The 18,610-nt window shown below is 59.9% G+C and carries 15 protein-coding genes and 1 pseudogene; 8 read left to right on the forward strand and 8 right to left on the reverse strand.

The window, feature by feature from the left end:
* Positions 1-53: 53 nt before the first annotated feature.
* From mprF to AC0L7L_RS17400, 7 genes and pseudogenes are all read right to left on the reverse strand, one after another.
* Complete coding sequence (mprF, locus tag AC0L7L_RS17370; protein WP_473510334.1) at positions 54-2,705, reverse strand: bifunctional lysylphosphatidylglycerol flippase/synthetase MprF; 2,652 nt, start codon at positions 2,703-2,705, stop codon at positions 54-56.
* A gap of 172 nt (positions 2,706-2,877) precedes the next feature.
* Entirely contained in the window at positions 2,878-3,462 is a 585-nt protein-coding gene (locus AC0L7L_RS17375; protein ID WP_272213320.1) for a hypothetical protein, read from the reverse strand.
* 79 nt (positions 3,463-3,541) lie between these two features.
* Positions 3,542-3,697 (reverse strand): DUF3096 domain-containing protein, encoded by a 156-nt coding sequence (locus AC0L7L_RS17380; protein WP_272213321.1) that lies wholly within the window; start codon positions 3,695-3,697, stop codon positions 3,542-3,544.
* 80 nt (positions 3,698-3,777) lie between these two features.
* The gene (locus AC0L7L_RS17385; protein WP_473510337.1) at positions 3,778-4,473 is read right to left on the reverse strand and encodes an ROK family protein; all 696 of its coding nucleotides are present in this window, start codon (positions 4,471-4,473) and stop codon (positions 3,778-3,780) included.
* A gap of 11 nt (positions 4,474-4,484) precedes the next feature.
* A pseudogene (gene zwf / locus AC0L7L_RS17390) lies at positions 4,485-5,862 on the reverse strand (glucose-6-phosphate dehydrogenase).
* Between the two features lie 19 nt (positions 5,863-5,881).
* The gene (gene gnd, locus AC0L7L_RS17395; RefSeq protein WP_473510339.1) at positions 5,882-6,883 is read right to left on the reverse strand and encodes a phosphogluconate dehydrogenase (NAD(+)-dependent, decarboxylating); all 1,002 of its coding nucleotides are present in this window, start codon (positions 6,881-6,883) and stop codon (positions 5,882-5,884) included.
* Between the two features lie 31 nt (positions 6,884-6,914).
* On the reverse strand, positions 6,915-9,317 hold the full coding sequence (locus AC0L7L_RS17400) for a glucan 1,4-alpha-glucosidase (protein ID WP_473510341.1): 2,403 nt from the start codon (positions 9,315-9,317) through the stop codon (positions 6,915-6,917).
* A 94-nt stretch (positions 9,318-9,411) separates the two neighbouring features.
* Between AC0L7L_RS17400 and AC0L7L_RS17405 the strand changes: the two genes are divergently transcribed.
* Positions 9,412-10,248 (forward strand): IS5 family transposase, encoded by an 837-nt coding sequence (locus AC0L7L_RS17405; RefSeq protein ID WP_272210312.1) that lies wholly within the window; start codon positions 9,412-9,414, stop codon positions 10,246-10,248.
* Between the two features lie 290 nt (positions 10,249-10,538).
* On the opposite strand, the gene AC0L7L_RS17410 is transcribed toward AC0L7L_RS17405, so the two are convergent.
* Positions 10,539-11,390 (reverse strand): LysR family transcriptional regulator, encoded by an 852-nt coding sequence (locus tag AC0L7L_RS17410; protein WP_272213327.1) that lies wholly within the window; start codon positions 11,388-11,390, stop codon positions 10,539-10,541.
* Between the two features lie 124 nt (positions 11,391-11,514).
* On the opposite strand from AC0L7L_RS17410, the gene AC0L7L_RS17415 reads away from it, so the two are divergent.
* The 7 genes from AC0L7L_RS17415 to AC0L7L_RS17445 all read left to right on the forward strand — a co-directional run bounded on the left by AC0L7L_RS17415 (position 11,515) and on the right by AC0L7L_RS17445 (position 18,072).
* Entirely contained in the window at positions 11,515-12,465 is a 951-nt protein-coding gene (locus tag AC0L7L_RS17415; RefSeq protein WP_272213328.1) for a Bug family tripartite tricarboxylate transporter substrate binding protein, read from the forward strand.
* Between the two features lie 160 nt (positions 12,466-12,625).
* The gene (locus AC0L7L_RS17420) at positions 12,626-13,111 is read left to right on the forward strand and encodes a tripartite tricarboxylate transporter TctB family protein (protein ID WP_473510344.1); all 486 of its coding nucleotides are present in this window, start codon (positions 12,626-12,628) and stop codon (positions 13,109-13,111) included.
* A gap of 2 nt (positions 13,112-13,113) precedes the next feature.
* A complete protein-coding gene (locus tag AC0L7L_RS17425) occupies positions 13,114-14,664 on the forward strand; it encodes a tripartite tricarboxylate transporter permease (protein WP_473510347.1) in 1,551 nt (516 codons plus the stop codon).
* Between the two features lie 40 nt (positions 14,665-14,704).
* The gene (locus AC0L7L_RS17430) at positions 14,705-15,310 is read left to right on the forward strand and encodes a cysteine dioxygenase family protein (protein WP_272213332.1); all 606 of its coding nucleotides are present in this window, start codon (positions 14,705-14,707) and stop codon (positions 15,308-15,310) included.
* A 13-nt stretch (positions 15,311-15,323) separates the two neighbouring features.
* Positions 15,324-16,784: a rhodanese-like domain-containing protein gene (locus tag AC0L7L_RS17435; RefSeq protein WP_473510349.1), complete on the forward strand. Its 1,461-nt coding sequence runs from the start codon at positions 15,324-15,326 to the stop codon at positions 16,782-16,784.
* Positions 16,785-16,915: 131 nt separating this feature from the next.
* Positions 16,916-17,614, forward strand: coding sequence for a trans-sulfuration enzyme family protein (locus tag AC0L7L_RS17440; RefSeq protein ID WP_473510351.1), 699 nt, complete (start codon positions 16,916-16,918; stop codon positions 17,612-17,614).
* A complete protein-coding gene (locus AC0L7L_RS17445; protein WP_473510353.1) occupies positions 17,593-18,072 on the forward strand; it encodes a PLP-dependent transferase in 480 nt (159 codons plus the stop codon). Before AC0L7L_RS17440 ends, AC0L7L_RS17445 begins: the two co-directional genes overlap by 22 nt.
* Positions 18,073-18,610 lie beyond the last annotated feature (538 nt).

The following is an 18,610-nucleotide window of genomic DNA, read 5'->3' on the forward strand; positions in this document are numbered from 1 at the left end:
GAGTAAAACCCGACCGCCTGTCTTCCTTCTGTACTGAGCATAGGAGGGAGAGATCATTCTTCGCCGTCTTTGGCTTTTGCGCCGCGCGTTATCGCGCCGCGAAGACCGCCGCTGACAAGCGCGTTCACATCATTGGCAACAAGCAGCGGATCAATGCCACCCCAGGTCATGAGATATCGCGAGCGCCAGTCGGGCGCGAACTTGTCCTTATAGTCGCGCAGGCCCGCGAAATTGTAGAAATGGCCGCCAAGCCGGGAAACGGAGCCAGCCACATGGTCCCAGATCCTCGGGTGACGAGAGAAATCCAGTCCGCTCAACGGCGCCATTCCCAACGAGAATTGCTGAAAGCCTTCCTGCTTCAGAGCGAGCATCAGCGCGACAAAAAGGAAATCCATGGTGCCCGAGGGAGCGTCAGAGGCGTGGCGCATCAGATCGATGGTCCCGATTTTTCTTGTCGATGTCTCGAAGATGTTGGCGAAGGCGACAATCCGGCTTTCCTTGCGTACCAGCGCCAGCGGGAAGTTCTGGAGATAGTCCTCGTCGAAACGGCCAAGGGAAAACCCCTTTTCCCGCATATGTTTCTCGCCGAGCCATTCGTCCGAGATCGCCTTTAATTCGGCCATCAGCCCCTCGGTATGAGGCGGCGAGGCAATCTCCATCAAGAGGCCATCACGTGTCGCACGGTTGTGTGCCTGCCTGAGCTTGCGCCGCTCCGGTCCGTCCAGAGCGAAGGTGGCGAGATCCACCACGGCTTCCTCGCCGAGCTTGCTCGGTATGAAACCGGCATCGACGAAGGTTGCCAGATCTTCTGCCGCGACCTGATAGAAGGCCGGTCGGCAATTAGCCCGCTTCGCTTCTGAAACGAACGTATCGATCAGTTCCGCTATCGAGGCTCTTGGCCCGAAAGGTCGCCCCAGAGCCACGAAGCTGCGGCCATGCCGGCCGTACATGACAAAGGCACTCCGATCGTCGGAAAACAGGAACAGCTTGTCTCCCGACAGAGCAAAGTTTGCATCGGGATCATCCTGCTTTGAAATCACAGAGCGAACGAGATCAATATCGGTTTCAAAGCCTGATGGCGATGCGCCGGCGCCGGGCCTCAGCGCCAGGAACAGGAGCACGACAAGCGACACGGAAACACTGATGCCGGCGGTGCGCAGTGCGCGTGGCATATTCGCGTCGAGTGCGAATTGCCACCAGCGGGAATGGGAATATTCCGCATCCTGATGGGCGAACAGGAAAAACAGGATGACGCAGATGGAAAACCCGGCCCAGAGGGCAAGCGATGTCATGGAGTGCTGGCCGGCTGACAGCGGCGTCCTGCGGTCGAAACGATCCCGTGAGACCCAAAGGACTGCCGCTAGAAAGGCGAGCGCGCAAGCAAGATCGAAATCGAGCCGCTGAAGGAGCAGGGAAATCACTGCGAGGCCCAGAATGGCAATCGCCATGTAGAATGCGCTGCGGGAACGCGCGCGCAAACCGTTTGCAAGCACGATGAGAATGCCGCCGGTAACACCCATGATCACATTTGAAAACTCGAAGAGGCCGACCGGAACCGCCGGCTGCAGCTCCTCCAGAATGGCCTTCGGGATCGGCACGATGCCATCCAGAATGAGGAAGAGGCCTGCGAGAAAGGTCAAGCCGGCGGCGGCCGACGGCATCAGAGCGGTCAATGAGGAAAGCGCCGAAAGCGCGCTCAGTCCCTTTCCTTTCGGCTTTGCAAGCGGCGCCATTCTTTCGCGGATTTCCACGCCGACAAGGATGAGGACGCCTGCCAGGAGCGGCAGAAGGTAGTAGATGATCCGGTAGACAAGGAGCGCCGCGGCGATGCCTGCCGCCTGATCCGACACCGTCGCGAATGCGCCAAGGATGACGGCTTCGAAAACGCCGACGCCGCCCGGAACGTGACTGAGCACCGCCGCGACGGCAGCTGCGGCAAAAACCGCGACGAAGGTCGGGAAGGTCACGACCGCCGATGCGCCGGACGGCAACAGGATATAGAGCGTTGCCGCCGCGAAGATGATGTCGAGAAGCGAGAACAGAATCTGAAGCGCCGCATCGCGGGGCGGCGGCATGACAAATCTGAAACGGCCAAAACCGATCGGATGCCGGGCAATCGAACTCCAGGCAACGCCAATCGTCACAGCTGCGAACGCAGCAAGCGCCGCGACCCTGATCGTGTCGGCCGACAATGGAACGAAGTGCTCCATTGCCGCCGGATGCCAGGCAATCGCTGCAAACCCGATCACGGTGACGCCGATACCAAAGGCCATTGCGCAATAGGTCGAGACCACGGTGATGTCGGCAAGGGAGAGACCAAGACCGCGATAGAACCGATACCGAACGGCGCCGCCTGACAGGACGGCAAGCCCGATCGAATTGCTGAGCGCATAGGCGGTAAAGGAGCCAAGCGACAAGGTTGGAAGGGGAACCCCTTTGCCGACATAGCGCAGTGCCGACCAGTCATAACCGATCAGTGCCGCATATCCGCAAGCGGTGGCCAGCACCGCAAGAAGCAATGAATGGGTCGGCGTCAGTTTTATCCGGGCTATGACGTCGGAAATCGATATCCCGTGCAATGCCTCGTAGACGGCGAATGCCCCGAGACCGAACAGAATGAATGTTGCCAGCAGAGGTCCGAACTTCCGGACAAATGAGATCGCTCCTCGCTTGGCCGCTATGGATTGATCGCCTTGAAAAATCATGGATTACCCGACAAAAAGGGCGGCCGGAACAACCGGCCGCCTCACCGTTCAGAAAAATAGCGCGCGGTTGGCAAATGGTCAATTTGCGATGACCGCTTCATCCGTAGCCGGAGGTGCTCCCGTTTGGGCAGCTTCATCGTGCCTGAGCATATGCATCGGGTCGCAACCGGTCCTACCTCGCCGACATCCTGAGCTGCGCCAATCCCAGCAGAAATCCAAGCCACAGCGCGATGATGTGGCCGATGTCGGCAAGCGGATCAAACGCCAACGCAATCTTCAGTCCGATCATCAGGAGCAACGCTGCCAAGAGCGGAAACCGCCAGCGCATGCCGGACACGGCAAGCCCTATAAGCCCGAACCCGCCCAGAGACATGCCGACATCATTCGCCGCCGACAGGCCGGCAGTGTGCGGCCACAAGGCGATCCCCAGCAGCAACAGGCCCGATGCGGCAAAGTCGAGGGCGAAGAACAGGTGAAAGGTCGAGGCACTGCCCCATTTCCATTCCGTATAGCCGAGAATGGCGGCCGCAAAGAAAAACTGACGGACCAGCATGTCCCGGTCATGGGAAATAAAAGTGGCCGTCGCGAACCGCCAGATTTCTCCGGACCACACAGCATCCTTTCCGATGCCCCAGTCTGCCAGCGCGCGCGCCGGCAGTTCGCCGGAAAATGTACCGACCAGGGCATTGGCGATGAGCATGACCGCCAGAAACGCCAGCGTGAAACGCAAGCGCCGGAGTGTTGCGTAGAGGGGCAAGTTCTCAATCCCGTCCGCCGTGTATGTCCGGCTTATGCGTTCATTCGTCAATGGCCAAACATGCCGGTCGGCGCATGCGTTACAGCGCCGGACCCAGCAGATGTGGGTAAAGGCCGATCAAACCGACCAGGATCAGGTATCCGGCCACCACGTAATTCAGAACGCGCGGCACAAACAGGATGACCAGTCCGGCAATCAGAGCAATCAGCGGCTGGATCATGAGAGTCGTCGTCATGGTAATCTCCGATTTCATTTTTCAGGACGCTGCTTTACGGCAGCGGATCGCAGCTTTGCGGATGTCCACGCTTGCATGCGTCAGACAATCAGGCTGTCATCCTGCCAAAGGCGGAAGCCGCCGTCGAATGCCAGCGTGTTGTCACCGCGGCGGGACTTGGGCGGGAGCTCATCCAGCTTGTCGACATCGCCGCCGCCGATGACGATATAGTCGGGCTGCATTGCAGCCGTCAGCTTGTCGACGACGTCATGGACCCGTTTCCGCCACTTCTTCTTGCCGTGTTTCTTGCGGTATTGCTTGCCGACATAGTGCTCGAAGGTCTTGCCTTTGCGGTAGGGCAGATGGGCGATTTCCAGCGGCTGGGCAACATTTTCGATGACCATAGCGGCGCCGAGACCGGTGCCAAGCCCGAGAAACAGCATGCTGTCGCCCTGATAGGACCCCAGCGCCTGCAGCAGCGCATCATTGACCATCCGCACCGGACAGCCGAATGCCTCACGGTAGTTGAAACCGACCCAGCCTTCGCCCAGGTTCGCCGGCTCTGCGACCGGCTTGTTATGAACCACCGGTCCCGGATAGCCGATCGCGATGACATCGTAATCGAAGCCTTTTGCCATATCCTTGACCGCGACCACCATCTCGGCTGCGGTCATGTTCTTTCCGCTATCGGCCTTCCGTTCCGGGCCACCGGCGCTGGAGCGAATCTTGACGTGGCTGCCGCCGATATCGATGGCGAGAACACGGCGCTCGCTGCCTTTCTGATTGGTCTGGTCCATATCTTGCTCCTTCAGGATTGCGCTGGATCGAACCAGCCGCCGGGTGGCGCAAAACGTGTCATTTTCTCAGATCCCCAGGTGCCGGGCTTGTAGTTTTCCGGCTGCGACTTGTCGTCGAGGATCGGCTCGAAGATCGTCCATGCGAGTTCGGCCGCATCCTCGCGGGTGAACAGTTCGCGTCGGCCAGCCATGGCATCGCCGATCAGCCGGTCATAGGGCGCCAGATCACCGACACCGTCATCAACGGCGGCAAGCTCCACCGCCTCGCCGCGCATGTCCTCGCCCGGCGATTTGCGTCGGGCACCAAGACCGATCTCGATATTCGGGCCAAGACGAAAGCGCACGTAGTTGGAACTGGAATGCTTCACCGTATCGAAAAGCGCAATCGGCGGGCTCTTGAAGCGCACCACGACTTCGGTCGCGTGAACGGGGAGGTTCTTGCCGGCCCGGATGAAAAAGGGCACGCCGCTCCAGCGCCAGGTATTGAGATGAAACCGCACGGCGGCAAAGGTCTCCGTCGTCGAGCCGGCGGCAACGCCCGGCTCATCGACATAGCCGTCGAACTGGCCACGCACCACATCTTCGTGCGTCAGCGGCGGGATGGCCTTCAAAATCTGCACCTTCTCGTCCACCAGATCGTCGGACGAGACCGGTCACGGGCGGCTCCATCGCCAAAAGCAGCAGCACGTTGACCAGATGGTTCTGGATCACGTCGCGAATGCAGCCGACCTCGTCATAAAACTTGCCGCGTCCCGCAACGCCGAAATCCTCGGCCATGGTGATCTGGACACTGTCGATATGGTCGCGGTTCCAGATCGGCTCCAGAAAGGCATTGGCGAAGCGGAAATAGAGCAGGTTCTGGATCGCTTCCTTGCCGAGGAAATGGTCGATGCGGAAGATCGCATCTTCCTCGAACACCGCATGCAGCACCTGATTGAGCGCCTCAGCCGATTCAAGATCGCGCCCGAACGGCTTTTCCACCATCAGCCGGGCGCCCCTGGCGATCCCCGCCTTGTCGAGCCCGCCTGCGACGGTTTCGAACAGCGATGGCGGGATGGCGAGATAATAGAGCGGGCTTTTGGCCTTGCCGAGCGTCTCGCGCAGCGTGTCGAAGGTGGACTGGCTGCGATAGTCGCCGGAAACATAGGATAGAAGCCCGGTGAATTTCGCAAACACCGCCTCGTCGATCGCCTCGACATGGGTTTCCACCGCGTCTCTGGCGCGGGCAATCAGCTGGTCGAGGGTCCAGTCGTCGAAGGCGACGCCGATCACCGGCGTGGTCAGCGCCCCTCGCTTTACCATGGCGTAAAGCGAGGGGAAGATCATCTTGTGGGCCAGATCACCGGTCACACCAAACACGACCAGCGCGTCAGATTTTTGCTCCGTCATCGTTTTGTTCTCCGCACCGTCATGACTTTTCCAGATGGCCGCCGAAGGCGTAGCGCATCGCCGAAAGAACCTTGCCTGCGAATTCGGCCTCGCCGCGTGAGGAGAACCGGTCGAACAGTGCCGATGACAGCACTGGCGCCGGCACACTGGTGTCGATCGCCGCCTGCAATGTCCAGCGGCCTTCGCCCGAATCCGACACCCGACCATCAAACCCTTCGAGAGACGGATTTTCCTTCAACGCCGCCGCAGTCAGGTCCAGAAGCCACGACCCGATCACCGAACCATGGCGCCAGACCTCGGTCACGGCGGCAAGATCGATGTCGAACTGGTAGTATTGCGGGTTCGAAAGCGGTGTCGTCTCGGCGTCGACCTCGCGATCGCCTTTGCCCGCATTGGCCGCCTTCAGCACATTCAGCCCTTCGGCATAGGCCGCCATCACGCCGTATTCGATGCCGTTATGCACCATCTTGACGAAGTGGCCCGCCCCGGTCGGTCCGCAGTGCAGGTAACCCTTTGAGGCTGTGCCCTCGCCTGCAGCGGGCGTGGCATCCGCATCAGGTCCCGGCGCAAGCGAGGCGAAGATCGGATCGAGCCGCTTTACCGCCGCCTCGGGACCGCCGATCATCAGCGAATAGCCGCGCTCGAGGCCCCAGACCCCGCCCGACGTACCGGCATCGATGAAGTCTACGCCGGCGGGCGCGAATTCGGCGGCCAGGTCAATCGCATCGCGGTAGTTGGAGTTGCCGCCATTGATGATGGCGTCACCCTTTTCGAGCTTTGCAGAAAGATCGCGCGCAATGCGTGGGGTGATCGCCGCCGGCAGCATCATCCACACAGCGCGGGGCGGTTCCAGCTTGGCGACCAGGTCGTCGACGGAGCTGGCGCCGATGGCGCCCTCCGCGACCAGCTGAGCGACATTGTCGGGGTTCACGTCGAAGACGACGCATTCATGGCCGTCTTTCATGAGACGCCGCACCATGTTGGCACCCATCCGCCCGAGCCCCATCATTCCAATCTGCATGTCCAAACTCCGTTTCCTGTGCTGGTTCGCCTTATTCGCCGACGCGAACGGTGAAATCTACATTCTCCCACTGTCCGCTTTCGGGCCAGAAGAAAGTGAAAACCACCGCATGGCCGGGTTCCACGCCCTTCAACGGCAAATCCGAGAAATGAGTCCCGAGCCCCGATGGCTTCGTCTTGATGTCCTTGACGGTGGCCCAGCCATCGACACTCCAGTGGATGGTTGCCGCATCCGCAAGTTCGATCCTCAGCGTCTTGCCGGCCGGTATTGTGGTCAACCTGTTGTTGAACCGCCAGATCCGTATTTTTGATCCTGTCTGCTTCTCGATGTAGCGGGTCCGGCCCTGCGGCGGCATGTCGAACACGGCGCCATCGGCGAGTGAGCGCAACAGTTTGATATGCTCCGAATGCGCCCAGACCAGCGGCATCGCGCTACCCGAGGGGCGGCCGAAATAAAGCTCACGATCCGGCATATCGGGGCCATCCCAGCTTTGCTCCGGGAGCAACCCGCCGGCATTGGCGGATTTTTCGAGCGTTGAAAGCAACGCCTCGGCAGCACCGGTCCTGCCAGCGGCAAGCTCGTAATGGGCGCGCTCGCCGGCCAGCAAGGGCCAGGCTCGCCCTTGACCGATACCATCAAAAGGTTGGCCGTCCTCATGCTCGCCATAGCCATCGCCTGTATATCGATACCAGAGTGCGCCTTGCGGCAGTTCCGCGCGCAGAGTGTGATCGATCGCCTTGACGGTATCCAAGATACGCGGGTCGTCCGCCGCGCGTAGCCCGAAGCGCACCAGTGCCAGCGCATCTGGACTGATCACGGCATCGCTCGCCATAAGCGAGTGGTCGGACGTCTGGTTGCGGATCGGCGTGGTTCCTGCCGGACCAGCGGTATCCGTAGCGCCGGGCGAGGCAATCCGCACATAATAGCCGGAGATATCCAGCGCCCTGCACAGTTCCGGATCACCCTCGAACGTCCATTTCTCGATCTGCTCGTTCCAGCAATCCGCCGTCTCGCGCAGATGATCGGCCGCTTTCTTCTCACCGTCGATCTCTAGCATGTCGGCAGCGGCCAGCAGGGCTGTGATTTCCACCGCGAGCGTGAACGGGCTGTATCCGCCGTCCTCCTCCCAACGATCTTCTCCGGTGGATGGACCGTTGGCGAGGATATAGCCGGCAGCACTTTGTATCATCGGCAAGAACCGGCGCATGGCCTTGCTGTTGAGATGGCCGTTCCGGCGCAGCATGTCAGCGAGCAGGATCGGGAAGGCGCATTCGTCCATCTGGACGCCACCCCAGTACGGCTTGCCGTCGAGCCAGAAATTTTGCGCCCAGCGACCGGAGGGCTGCTGCAGTTCGCGCAGATAGTCGAGGATCGCCAATGCCTCTTTCGCATCACCGGCAGCCAGAAAGCCGCCAGCCGTCTCGACCAGGTCGCGCGGCCACACCAGATGGTACCCGCCGAGATCGCCATCGCCCTTGGAAAACCCCCAGGGGATCGACAGGCTGGCAACCGCGGCCCCAGGACGGTCCGACGCACGATGGGTCGCAAGCACCGCCGTCGAGACACGATAGGCGTTGATCCCGTCTTGCTGCTTGCGATCGAGCGGAGCCAGACCGTCCTGCCACTTCCGCCAGCCGGTGACATATTTGTCCAGAGCATGGTCGAAGCCGTCCTTCAGGCTCCGCGTGGCCGCCGCCGCCGCTTCATGTTCGGTCTGGCCGAAACCGAGCGCCAGCACCACGGTCCCGTCGCTGTCGGCAAAGTCGATCTCGCCGGCGAGGGCGACGTTGCCGTCATCGGCGCGCTGGTACTGCTCGACGAGCCGTCCATGCCGGGACAATTGCTGCCAGCCATCCGACGTCCCGACGAAACCGGCGGACATTGCTCGCCACGGCGCGCTCGAAGCCAGCGCCAGATAGCGGGAGCGGCCGCTGGCAAACAGGATCGGCGCGCCCTCGAACTCGCCGATCCAGGCCGAATTCGATGCTCCGGCATTGACCAGATGCGGCGCCAGAAGCGCGTTCACCCGATAGTCGCCCGCCTTGCCCTTGAGCGCGGTAAACGAAATGCGCTGGAGAACGCTGGCCCGGGCGGGGTCGCTGATGATCTGCTTTTCGATCCGGTAGGCGCCGTCTATGGCAGTATTCACGATCGAAAATGCCGGAATGCCGCCTTCCAACGGTGCGGTTTCCTGTTCGCAATCGCGCTTTTCCTCGGAAAAATAGCCTTCAGGTCCGGTCACGACAAACCCGAAATCGCGCGTACACGCGCTGTCGACGCGCGGATAGTATATCTCGTTGAGAATGCCGTGGCTCAGCGTAAACCAGACCGGAGAAGCGTTCGAAAGCGCGGTGCCAACCCCGCTCTTTGCGCTCGACGTCCAGCGGGCGCCGATACCCGGGGCGCCCGTAGCAAAATCGATCATGTCACTCATCGTTGCTTCCTCCGTAAGAGCCCGATTTAAAAGTTGTTGAGTGATATCAGAAGGATGTGATTCAACCACCTCTGCCAAGAACGTGGAGGATCGCATGCCCTGGAATGATATCACCCGCCTGCAGCATAACCGGGATCGCCTTCGCTATCCAACCGATTTGACGGACCGTGAGTGGGCTGTAATTGCTCCACTGATACCGCTGGCCAAGCCCGGCGGGCGGCCACGGAAAACGAATATGAGGGAAGTGGTGAACGCGATCCTTTATATTGCGGGCAGCGGCAGTCAATGGCGGGCTCTGCCGAAGGACTTCCCTCCGGTCTCCACGGTGCGAGGCTATTTCTATGGCTGGCGCGACATCGGCCTTTGGCAGACCATCAATCATCTGCTCGTCTGCGCTACGCGCGAACTGGAGGGGCGCGAGGCCTCGCCCACAGCCGGTGTCATCGACAGCCAGAGTGTCAAGACCACCGAAAGCGGCGGGGTTTCGGGCTACGACGCCGGCAAGAAGATCAAGGGCCGCAAGCGCCACATCATCACCGATACGATCGGGCTGATGCTGTTCGTGCTTGTCCATGCTGCCGATATCCAGGACCGCGACGGTGCGCCCGATGTCCTGAAAGCCATCCGCTACCGTTTCCCCTGGTTGCGCCATGTCTTCGCAGATGGCGGCTATGCCGGGCAGAAGTTGCGAAAAGCGCTGCGCGGATGCGGCCAATGGAACCTTGAAATCATCAAGCGCTCCGACATAGCGAAAGGCTTTGAGGTTCTGCCCCGCCGATGGGTGGTGGAGCGCACCTTCGGCTGGTTCGGACGATGCCGTCGGTTGGCCAAAGATTGGGAAAAGTCCATCGCAAGCGCCACAGCATGGGTCAACATCGCCAGCATCAGGGTGATGACCAGACGCCTCGCACGATATTGTTTCCCATCATGAACTTTTGAATCCGGCTCTAAGGTTTGACGCCGTCTGTTTTGCGCACCCAAAACCAGAAAGGTTCTTCTTGACTGCCGTTTCATCGGTCATTCGGTTTGGGGACAGCAACCCGATGCCGCCTGAGAACTATTGTTGAGAACCGATAGCAGAGCAAACTGTCTTGTGTGTTTCCGGAAGGTTAACTTTTTGTATTGTTCGTATGCTCAAGCGCAGAGGCGCCGACATTTCTTTCGCGAAAAGCCGCACTTTAGCGCGGGGCCGCAACAGGGCCTGAAATAATCGCGCCTGTGTCAGCTACGGCTTTCGAGAATCATGTCGAACAGGAAGCGGACATGATCCTGATCGGCCTGTTTGCCCAGATGCGCGTAATAATTCACCAACGGCAGGGACGGCAGGCCGTCATCAGGCCCCAGCAACCGGGTTGCGGAAAAGAACGAACTTTCTGTGCGCGCCGTTATGCCAAGGCCCGCCGCAACCGAGAGCCTCACGCCGGCAAGCGACGGAGAGGTGACGCGTTCGATATACGAGTAACCATCGACATCGAGCGCATCGAGCGCGATCTGACGGAACATGCTCGGCTCATCGGCGAGAACGAGCGGCACCGGCATCTGCCGATCCAGTTTGAAATGGGGCGCCGCAAGCCAGCAGGCCGGAATACTGGCAATACGCGTGCCGCCGAAAAGCCCGGAACGGCGTGTGCTCAACGTGATGTCGAGCAGGCCGTCTTGCAGCAATGTCATCAGGTCCGGACTTCGCCCGACATGGATGACGGCGCGCACCGATGGCCACGCCCTGCTGTATTCCGCGAGTATCTCGGGGAGAAGCCGCTCCGCTATTTCCTGTGGGGCGCCAAGCTGCACAACGTCCTGCTGATCGGACTGTGTCAGTGCGGCCATCGCAAAACGCGACAAAGACAGGATTTCTCGGGCATAATTGACCAGGGTCAGCCCCGCGGGCGTGAGTTCCCGCTTGCGCCCGACCTGGCGGAAAAGCTGAACCCCAGTGAGGCTCTCCAGCTTCTGCATCTGCTGGGTCACGGCAGATTGCGTGCGCCCCACCTTCCGGGCGGCACCCTCGAAGCTGCCCGTCTCATAAACGGCCCGCAGTGTTCGCAAATGGCTGATATGAAAGTCGATGTCCACACCTGAATCACATTAGATTTACTAATGACTTCACATATTTTTCTAAATTTACCTAATATTTTTTTTGCCCTACCGTCGAGAAATAACCAAAAGAAAAATCTCTCAACCAGCAGGAGAACAATCCATGTTCAAATCTCTCATCCTCGGCGTACTCGTCGCCGGCGGTATTGCCACGACAGCATCCGCGCAGGATTATCCGACAAAGGACATCGAGCTTGTCGTGCCTTTCGCTCCGGGTGGCAGCGTTGACGTGACCTCGCGCCTGATCGCCGAAACCGCCAACACATTCCTCGACGGAAAAGAAGTTGTCGTTGCCAATCGCGCTGGCGGCGGCGGCGTTGTCGGGCAGAGCTTCGTCTCCAAGGCCAAGCCGGATGGCTATACAGTGCTTGCCATGACCAGCTCCGTGGTGACCAATCCCCAGCTCAAGGGCGCGCCCTACAAGATCACCGATTTCAAGCCCGTAGCAGCGTACAATATCGACCCCGAAGTGATTGCCGTCCCGGCCGGTTCGCCTTTTGCCAACATCGATGACTTCGTCGCGGCGACAAAGAAGAGCCCGCTCAACATGACCGTCGCCGGCATTGGCACTTCGCATCATATGGCAGGCCTGGCGTTGACGACAGCTGCCGGTCTCGAATTCAACTATATTCCTGCCAAGGGGTTCGGCGAGCAGCTTCAGGCGGTAGCCGGTGATCATGCCGATGGCGCCTTCTGGCCGATGGGCGAGGCGATGAGCCACGCCGAAGCCGGTACCGTGCGGATCCTCGCCATTGCCTCTGACGAACGCGACCCGAACTTCCCCGATGTTCCGACATTTGAAGAAGCCGGTCTCAATGTTCCGATCTGGGCAACTTTCCGTGGCTGGGCCGTGCCTGCCGGCACGCCGGACGAGGTGGTGATCTATCTTTCCGATCTGCTCAAGCATGTCTATGACGATGAAGGCTACAGGCAGAATATGAAGGACGCCGGTTTCGACCCGATCTACCGCGATGCGGCCGATTTCGAGGCGATCATTACCTCCTATTCCGACCAGGTTGTGCCGATCATCGACGAAAACGGACTGGGCAAGTAGAACAAAGCTCTGCGTACCAGACGTTTGGGCGGTATTGATCCGAACGTCTGGCAACCTGGAGGGCCCGTCGCGCGCTCCGGTCGATATGCAGACATGCCTTCAGATGCGTGCCACTCTATTGGCCGCATCCGGCACCCGGTTTCAGCTTTTCGAGGTTATCATGTCGACATCCGGAAAAAATCTCTCATCCGGCCGCAGTTTATGCACTGACACCGATCTTTGGACGGGGATCGTACTAACGCTTTTGGGCGCTGGTGCCGCTTGGCTGGCAACCGGGTTCGACACGGCGTCGCGGCCTTTTCCCCTGATCGTGTCACTGGTCCTGGCATCCTGCGGCCTCATGATCTTCTTGAGGGCGCTGGTATCAGGAAAAGGTCAGGCGCTGCCATTCCATGATTTCGGCATCGTGGCACTTGCTGCATTTCTGATTGTGTTGTGGGGGCTCGCTCTGAAAGCGGGTGTGGGTTTCGCGATTACGACCGTGTTGTTCTTGATGGCGATCTTTCGGCTCGCCGGACTTCGGCGGCCGGGGCGGTCACTCGGTCTTGCCGTAGCGATCACTCTGGTCATCTACGGCATCTTCGTTCTGGTGCTGAACGTCCATTTACCGGCCTCCTTCCTTTCCTTCATCGCACCGGGCTTTTGATCATGGATCAGATCCTTCTTGGTTTCTCACAACTGCTGCAACCGTCCGTTCTGATGATGCTGTCGGTCGGCGTTTTTGTCGGTCTCGTCGTGGGCTCTATACCGGGCGTCAACGACAATATTGCATTTGCGGTGTTCATCCCCTTTTCGTTCAGCCTTCCAGCCGAACAGGCACTTGCACTGATGGTCGGCATCTATTGCGCGGCCGCTGCCGGTGGCGCAATTCCCGCCATCATGATCCGGGTGCCGGGAACCGCATCGGCACTTTTGACCACGATAAACGGCAATGCGATGGCGCGTCAGGGCAAGGCCGGGCAGGCACTGGGCATCGCAATGACATCATCCGTAATCGGCGGTGTCCTGAGTGGCTTCGTCCTGCTGATCTTTGCGCCCGCGCTTGCCAAGGTGGCGCTTCGTTTCGGCTATGTCGAAAATGCCGCGCTCACGGTTCTCGGCCTTTCCAGTGTGGTCGGCCTTGTCTCAGGCAATGTGCTGAAGGGCCTTGTGTCCGCTACGATCGGTCTGCTGGTCGCAACCATTGGCTACAGCCAGATAACCGGTACGCCGCGCTATATGTTCGGCAATTTCAACCTGATCGAGGGCATCCCATTCGTGCCTCTACTGGTCGGTCTGTTTGGTGTTGCCGCCGTGTTCGAACTGCTGCGTGACCATGCTTATGAACGGCGCGAGCAGATTGAAAGCGAGCCCTTGCCCGAAATCGGCTCGATGCGTCTTAGCGGCAAGATGATACGCCGGCTTATCCCTACATGGCTGACCAGTGCGGCGATCGGCAATTTCATCGGCGTCCTGCCGGGGGCCGGGATGCTGATGGCGATCTACATCGCCTATGGACAGGCTGCCCGCCGTTTCCGCAAGCATTTTGAAGGCCGCCCCGGCGAGCCGAACTGGGACGAGGGCGCGCCTGAGGGCATTGCTGCCCCCGAGGCGGCCAACAATGCGGTCACGGCAAGTTCCATGGTGCCGCTGCTTTCGCTCGGCGTTCCCGGTAACTCCACGTCGGCTTTGTTCATCGGTGCCATGGCACTGCATGGCCTGGTTCCCGGTCCGCTGCTGTTCTCACAGCATGCCGATATCGCCTGGATGATCATGGTGGCCTTTCTGGCATGTAATCTGTTGATGGCGCCTGCCGCATTTGTCGTGATCCATACCGTGACAAGGACGATTTTTGCCGTCCCGAGAAATGTCATGGTCGGCATCATCATTCTTCTCTGCCTGCTGGGCGCCTATTCCGATGGCAACAACCTCTTCAATGTCTGGATAGCGGTCGGCGCGGGTGTCGTTGCCTATCTTATGAAGGTCTCGGATATCCCTCTGGGGCCTGCCATCCTCGGGCTGGTTCTGGGGGCGCAGATGGAGGCGGCATTTTCCAATTCGCTTTCGATCTCGCATGGCAACTGGCTTGTCTTCATCGACCCGGTCACCCATCCGATCAGCCTTGCCATGCTGATGATCGCGGCGCTGATGTGGCTGGCACCCATCGTCCACGGCATCCGCTACCTGCATGCGCGGCGCGCGATCACACCCGCTGTCTGACCGCCGCTCAACCATAATTCGATCCAAGGGAGTATCTTCGATGACATCTTCAAGCCCTGCAGAACGTTCAGCCGAACGCGCTGAAGCTGTGCGTCAGCTCATTGAAACGACCCGGGGCCGCCTCGACGGGGCGGAACTGGACCGCAATATGCTCGACAGCATCCGAAACGACCTTCAGGCGCTTGCCGCCAATGCGGCCTTCTGGTCCGACGCGAACTATGCGCCGCCGGCGGGCGAAGAGCGTCAGGCCCGCTATCTGATCGGGTCGGAAAGTCCGTCGGGCATTACCCTTTATCTCAATGTCATGCGCGCCGGAAAGAAGATACCGCCGCATGATCATACCACCTGGGCTTGCGTCGCCGCAGTGGAAGGCAGTGAGCTGAACACCCTTTATGAGCGCAAGGATGACGGCAGCAAGCCGGGCCATGCCCTGCTTGAAGTCCGTGAGGTCGTGGACATTTCTCCCGGTCGCTCCGTCGCGCTGATGCCGGACGATATTCACAGCGTGGAAATTCCTGGCGATGCGGTTATCCGCCATCTGCATTTCTACGGCCGGCCGCTTGAAACCCTGACCGAACGCAAGGCCTTCGATCTGGACAACAACAGTTACAAGATCATGGCCGTCGGCGTGAAGACGCGCACCTGAATAGGAACAGAGAATGCCTTTTGAAATGATCTCCGCGAGGGCGCTGAAGGCGCTGCTCGGAGAAGCGGACGAGTATGCCTTTTTGGATGTGCGCGAACATGGCCAATATGGTGAGGGGCACCCGTTTTTCTGTGTGAACCTTCCCTACAGCGTCATCGAGGAAAGGGCGCCGCTTCTGGTGCCACGCCGCGACACGCTTTGCATTTTGATGGATGACGGCGACGGTGTCGCCGAGCTGGCGCATCGCCGCCTTGCCGAGATGGGATACACCGCACTCCTCGTGCTCGAAGGTGGCGCGCCTGCGTGGGCTGCGGCCGGCTACACGCTCTTCAAGGGCGTCAATGTCGTTTCCAAGAGCTTTGGGGAACTGGTGGAGGAAGCCTTCCACACGCCGTCCGTTTCGGCTGAGGAACTGCTTGAGATGCAACGGCAGGGCGCTCCGCTGGTCATGCTCGATGGCCGCCCGGCCCACGAATTCAAAAAGATGTCGTTGCCCGGCGCAAAGTCCTGCCCGAATGCGGAACTGGCTTATCGCCTGCCGGAACTGGTTGCCGATGAAAGCACACCGGTGGTCATTAATTGCGCTGGCCGGACACGCTCCATTATCGGCGCCCAGTCATTGCGCAATATCGGGCTCAAAAACCCGGTCTATGCCCTTCGCAACGGCACCCAGGGGTGGCGGCTGGCCGGCTTCGAGCTGCGCCACGGCGAGGAACCGAAGCCGCAACCGGATCTCGGTGAAAGGTCCGAGACACTCGCCAGGCAGCGCGCCGCCGATCTCATTGCCCGGTTTGGCCTGAACGTGATCTCCAGTGCCGAACTCGAGACGATGCGGTCTGATCCGGCGCGCACGACCTTTGTTTTCGATGTGCGCACCGAGACAGAATATCGCATGGCGCATATTCAGGGGGATGTTCATGCACCCGGAGGACAGCTGGTTCAAGCGACCGACGAGTATCTGGCGACCCGCAATGCGCGGATTGTGCTTTGCGACGATTTCGGGCTGCGGGCTGCGGGAACCGCGATCTGGCTTGCCGGTATGGGCCATGAGGTTTTTATTCTCGATGCCGATTCCCGAAAGGGATTGGAAACCGGTGAACCGGCGTCGCCGCCGTCACCGCCGTTCCGCCCCATGACCATTGAGGAGGTGGCAACAGCACAAAAGGCCGGTGCCCGGATCTATGACGCCTCGCGCGGGATGCAGTACCGCAAAGCCCATGTCGAAGGTGCGCGCTGGGTGACCCGCGCCCGCCTGACCAGGGAAGATGCCGGCCACCCGCCCATCATCGTTCTCGGCCAGTGCAGAGCAACTGGTTGCCGGGGTGATACAGCGCCTTGGCGAATTTGGGGCCAGCAATGTGGCGGGCTGCGTCGGTGGTCCGGACATGTGGGAGAAGGGAGGGCTTTCAGTCGTCACCACCCCCTTCGAACCTTCGGAAAAGGACTGCATCGATTTCCTTTTCTTCGTTCATGACCGTCACAATGACAACCTTGAAGCAGCACGCCAGTATCTTGCCTGGGAGCTAAACCTTCTAAGCCAGCTTGACGCGCAGGAGCGTGGTGCGCTTAACCCTCTTACGGCCATGGAAGCGGAGATTTTGTGACATGAAACGGGAAACGAAGCTGTGTCACTACGGCCAGCCCGGCCTGCCGGGGCCTGCCAATCCGCCGGTCGTGCGTGCCTCGACGATCTTGCACGACACACTTGAAAGCTACAAGGCGCGCAAGACCGCGCGTGAAAATGACGACAGCATTCTCTCTTATGGTCGCCGGGGGACAACCACGGCGCATGCATTGATGGAAGCGATCGCCGATCTGGAGGGTGGCGAGGGGGCCTGGCTTTATCCCACAGGCGTTGCAGCGATATCGGCGGTGCTGATGGCGTTGCTGAGGCCCGGCGACCATTTTCTGCTGGTCGATACGATTTTTGCCGCGACCAGAACTTTTTGTGACGAGGTGCTCGATAGTTTCGGTGCCAGCTACGACTTGTTTCCGTCCGGTGTCACCGATCTGACGCCCTATCTGCGGGAAAACACCAAACTCGTCTTTGTGGAATCACCGGGTTCCCAGACCTTTGAGGTCATGGATCTGCCTGCGCTTTGCGAGAACGCCCACACCCACGGACTGACCGTCGTGGCGGACAATACCTACGGGTCGGGCTGGCTCTATCAGCCTCTCGCTCTTGGATGTGACGTCTCGATCATCGCCGGTACAAAATATCTCGGCGGCCATGCCGATGTTATGATGGGAGCGGCGAGCGCTAGGGGCCGGCGGCGGCCAAAGTGCGTTCCGCTGCCATCTTGACCGGGCAAACGCTGGCGCCTGATGAGGCCTACGCAACGCTCAGGGGGATACGAACGCTCTCGCTGCGGCTTGAGCGCCACGAAACCAATGCCCTTCGGCTGGCAGACTGGTTTCAGGGCAGACCCGAGGTCATGCGTGTGCTTCACCCCGGTCTTGACGCTCATCCCGGCCATGCGCTCTGGGAACGCGATGGCACCGGCTCCAACGGTCTGTTCAGCGTTGTGTTCATCCCGGCGTTCGATACGACAGCGCTGGCCGACCGGCTTCGCCTGTTTTATGTGGGAAGCAGCTGGGGCGGCTTTGAAAGCCTTGTGATGCCGATTTCACCTGATCGTGGCAGGGCAAGTCTTGCGGGGCTCCCTGCAAATGCACCGATCCTCAGGTTTCATGCCGGGCTGGAACACATTGACGACCTGATTGACGATCTGGACGCCGCATTCGCTTCGCCTGCACCCTGAAACAATTCCAGGTGAAGTGGACACCGGTTCACCTAGAATCTCTTAAAAACAAAGACTTAGAGCCTTTTCGCGCTTCCGTGAAACCCGGAAAGGCTCTAAGATGTAAGGACGTTGCGCTGCGCGAGAGAATATGGTCTGGCGCGCGTCGACTTGGCGCATCTGCCGATCAGGCTTGATGCCATGTCGCGGTAGGGTGCTGTACTCGCAGCGCCGGTTGCGCGGCTGCGGTGGGCGCCGCCCAGCCCAATCAGTGCTTCACACTACCGCTGTTCTCACGCGAACGCGCTGCCCATGTTGCTCGCGATCAAAACGCAGTCTCGAAGGCCTTTGCTGATCGTCTTCGTGATGACCGAAATACGTACAAGGTCATCGCACGTTTCAATCGTAAACGCCCTGTGCAAAGTGCGTCAGAAGTGGGCCGCGCAATCATTTGAGAAATACAGTTGCGAGCGCCACGTCCATCGAACCGGCAGCAGCCAAACACTTCCGTTTTGACGACCGGTACCATGATTTGTCGTTTTTGGGGTTACTTGCAAAG

It is taken from the genome of Martelella sp. K41-7 (assembly GCF_055808365.1).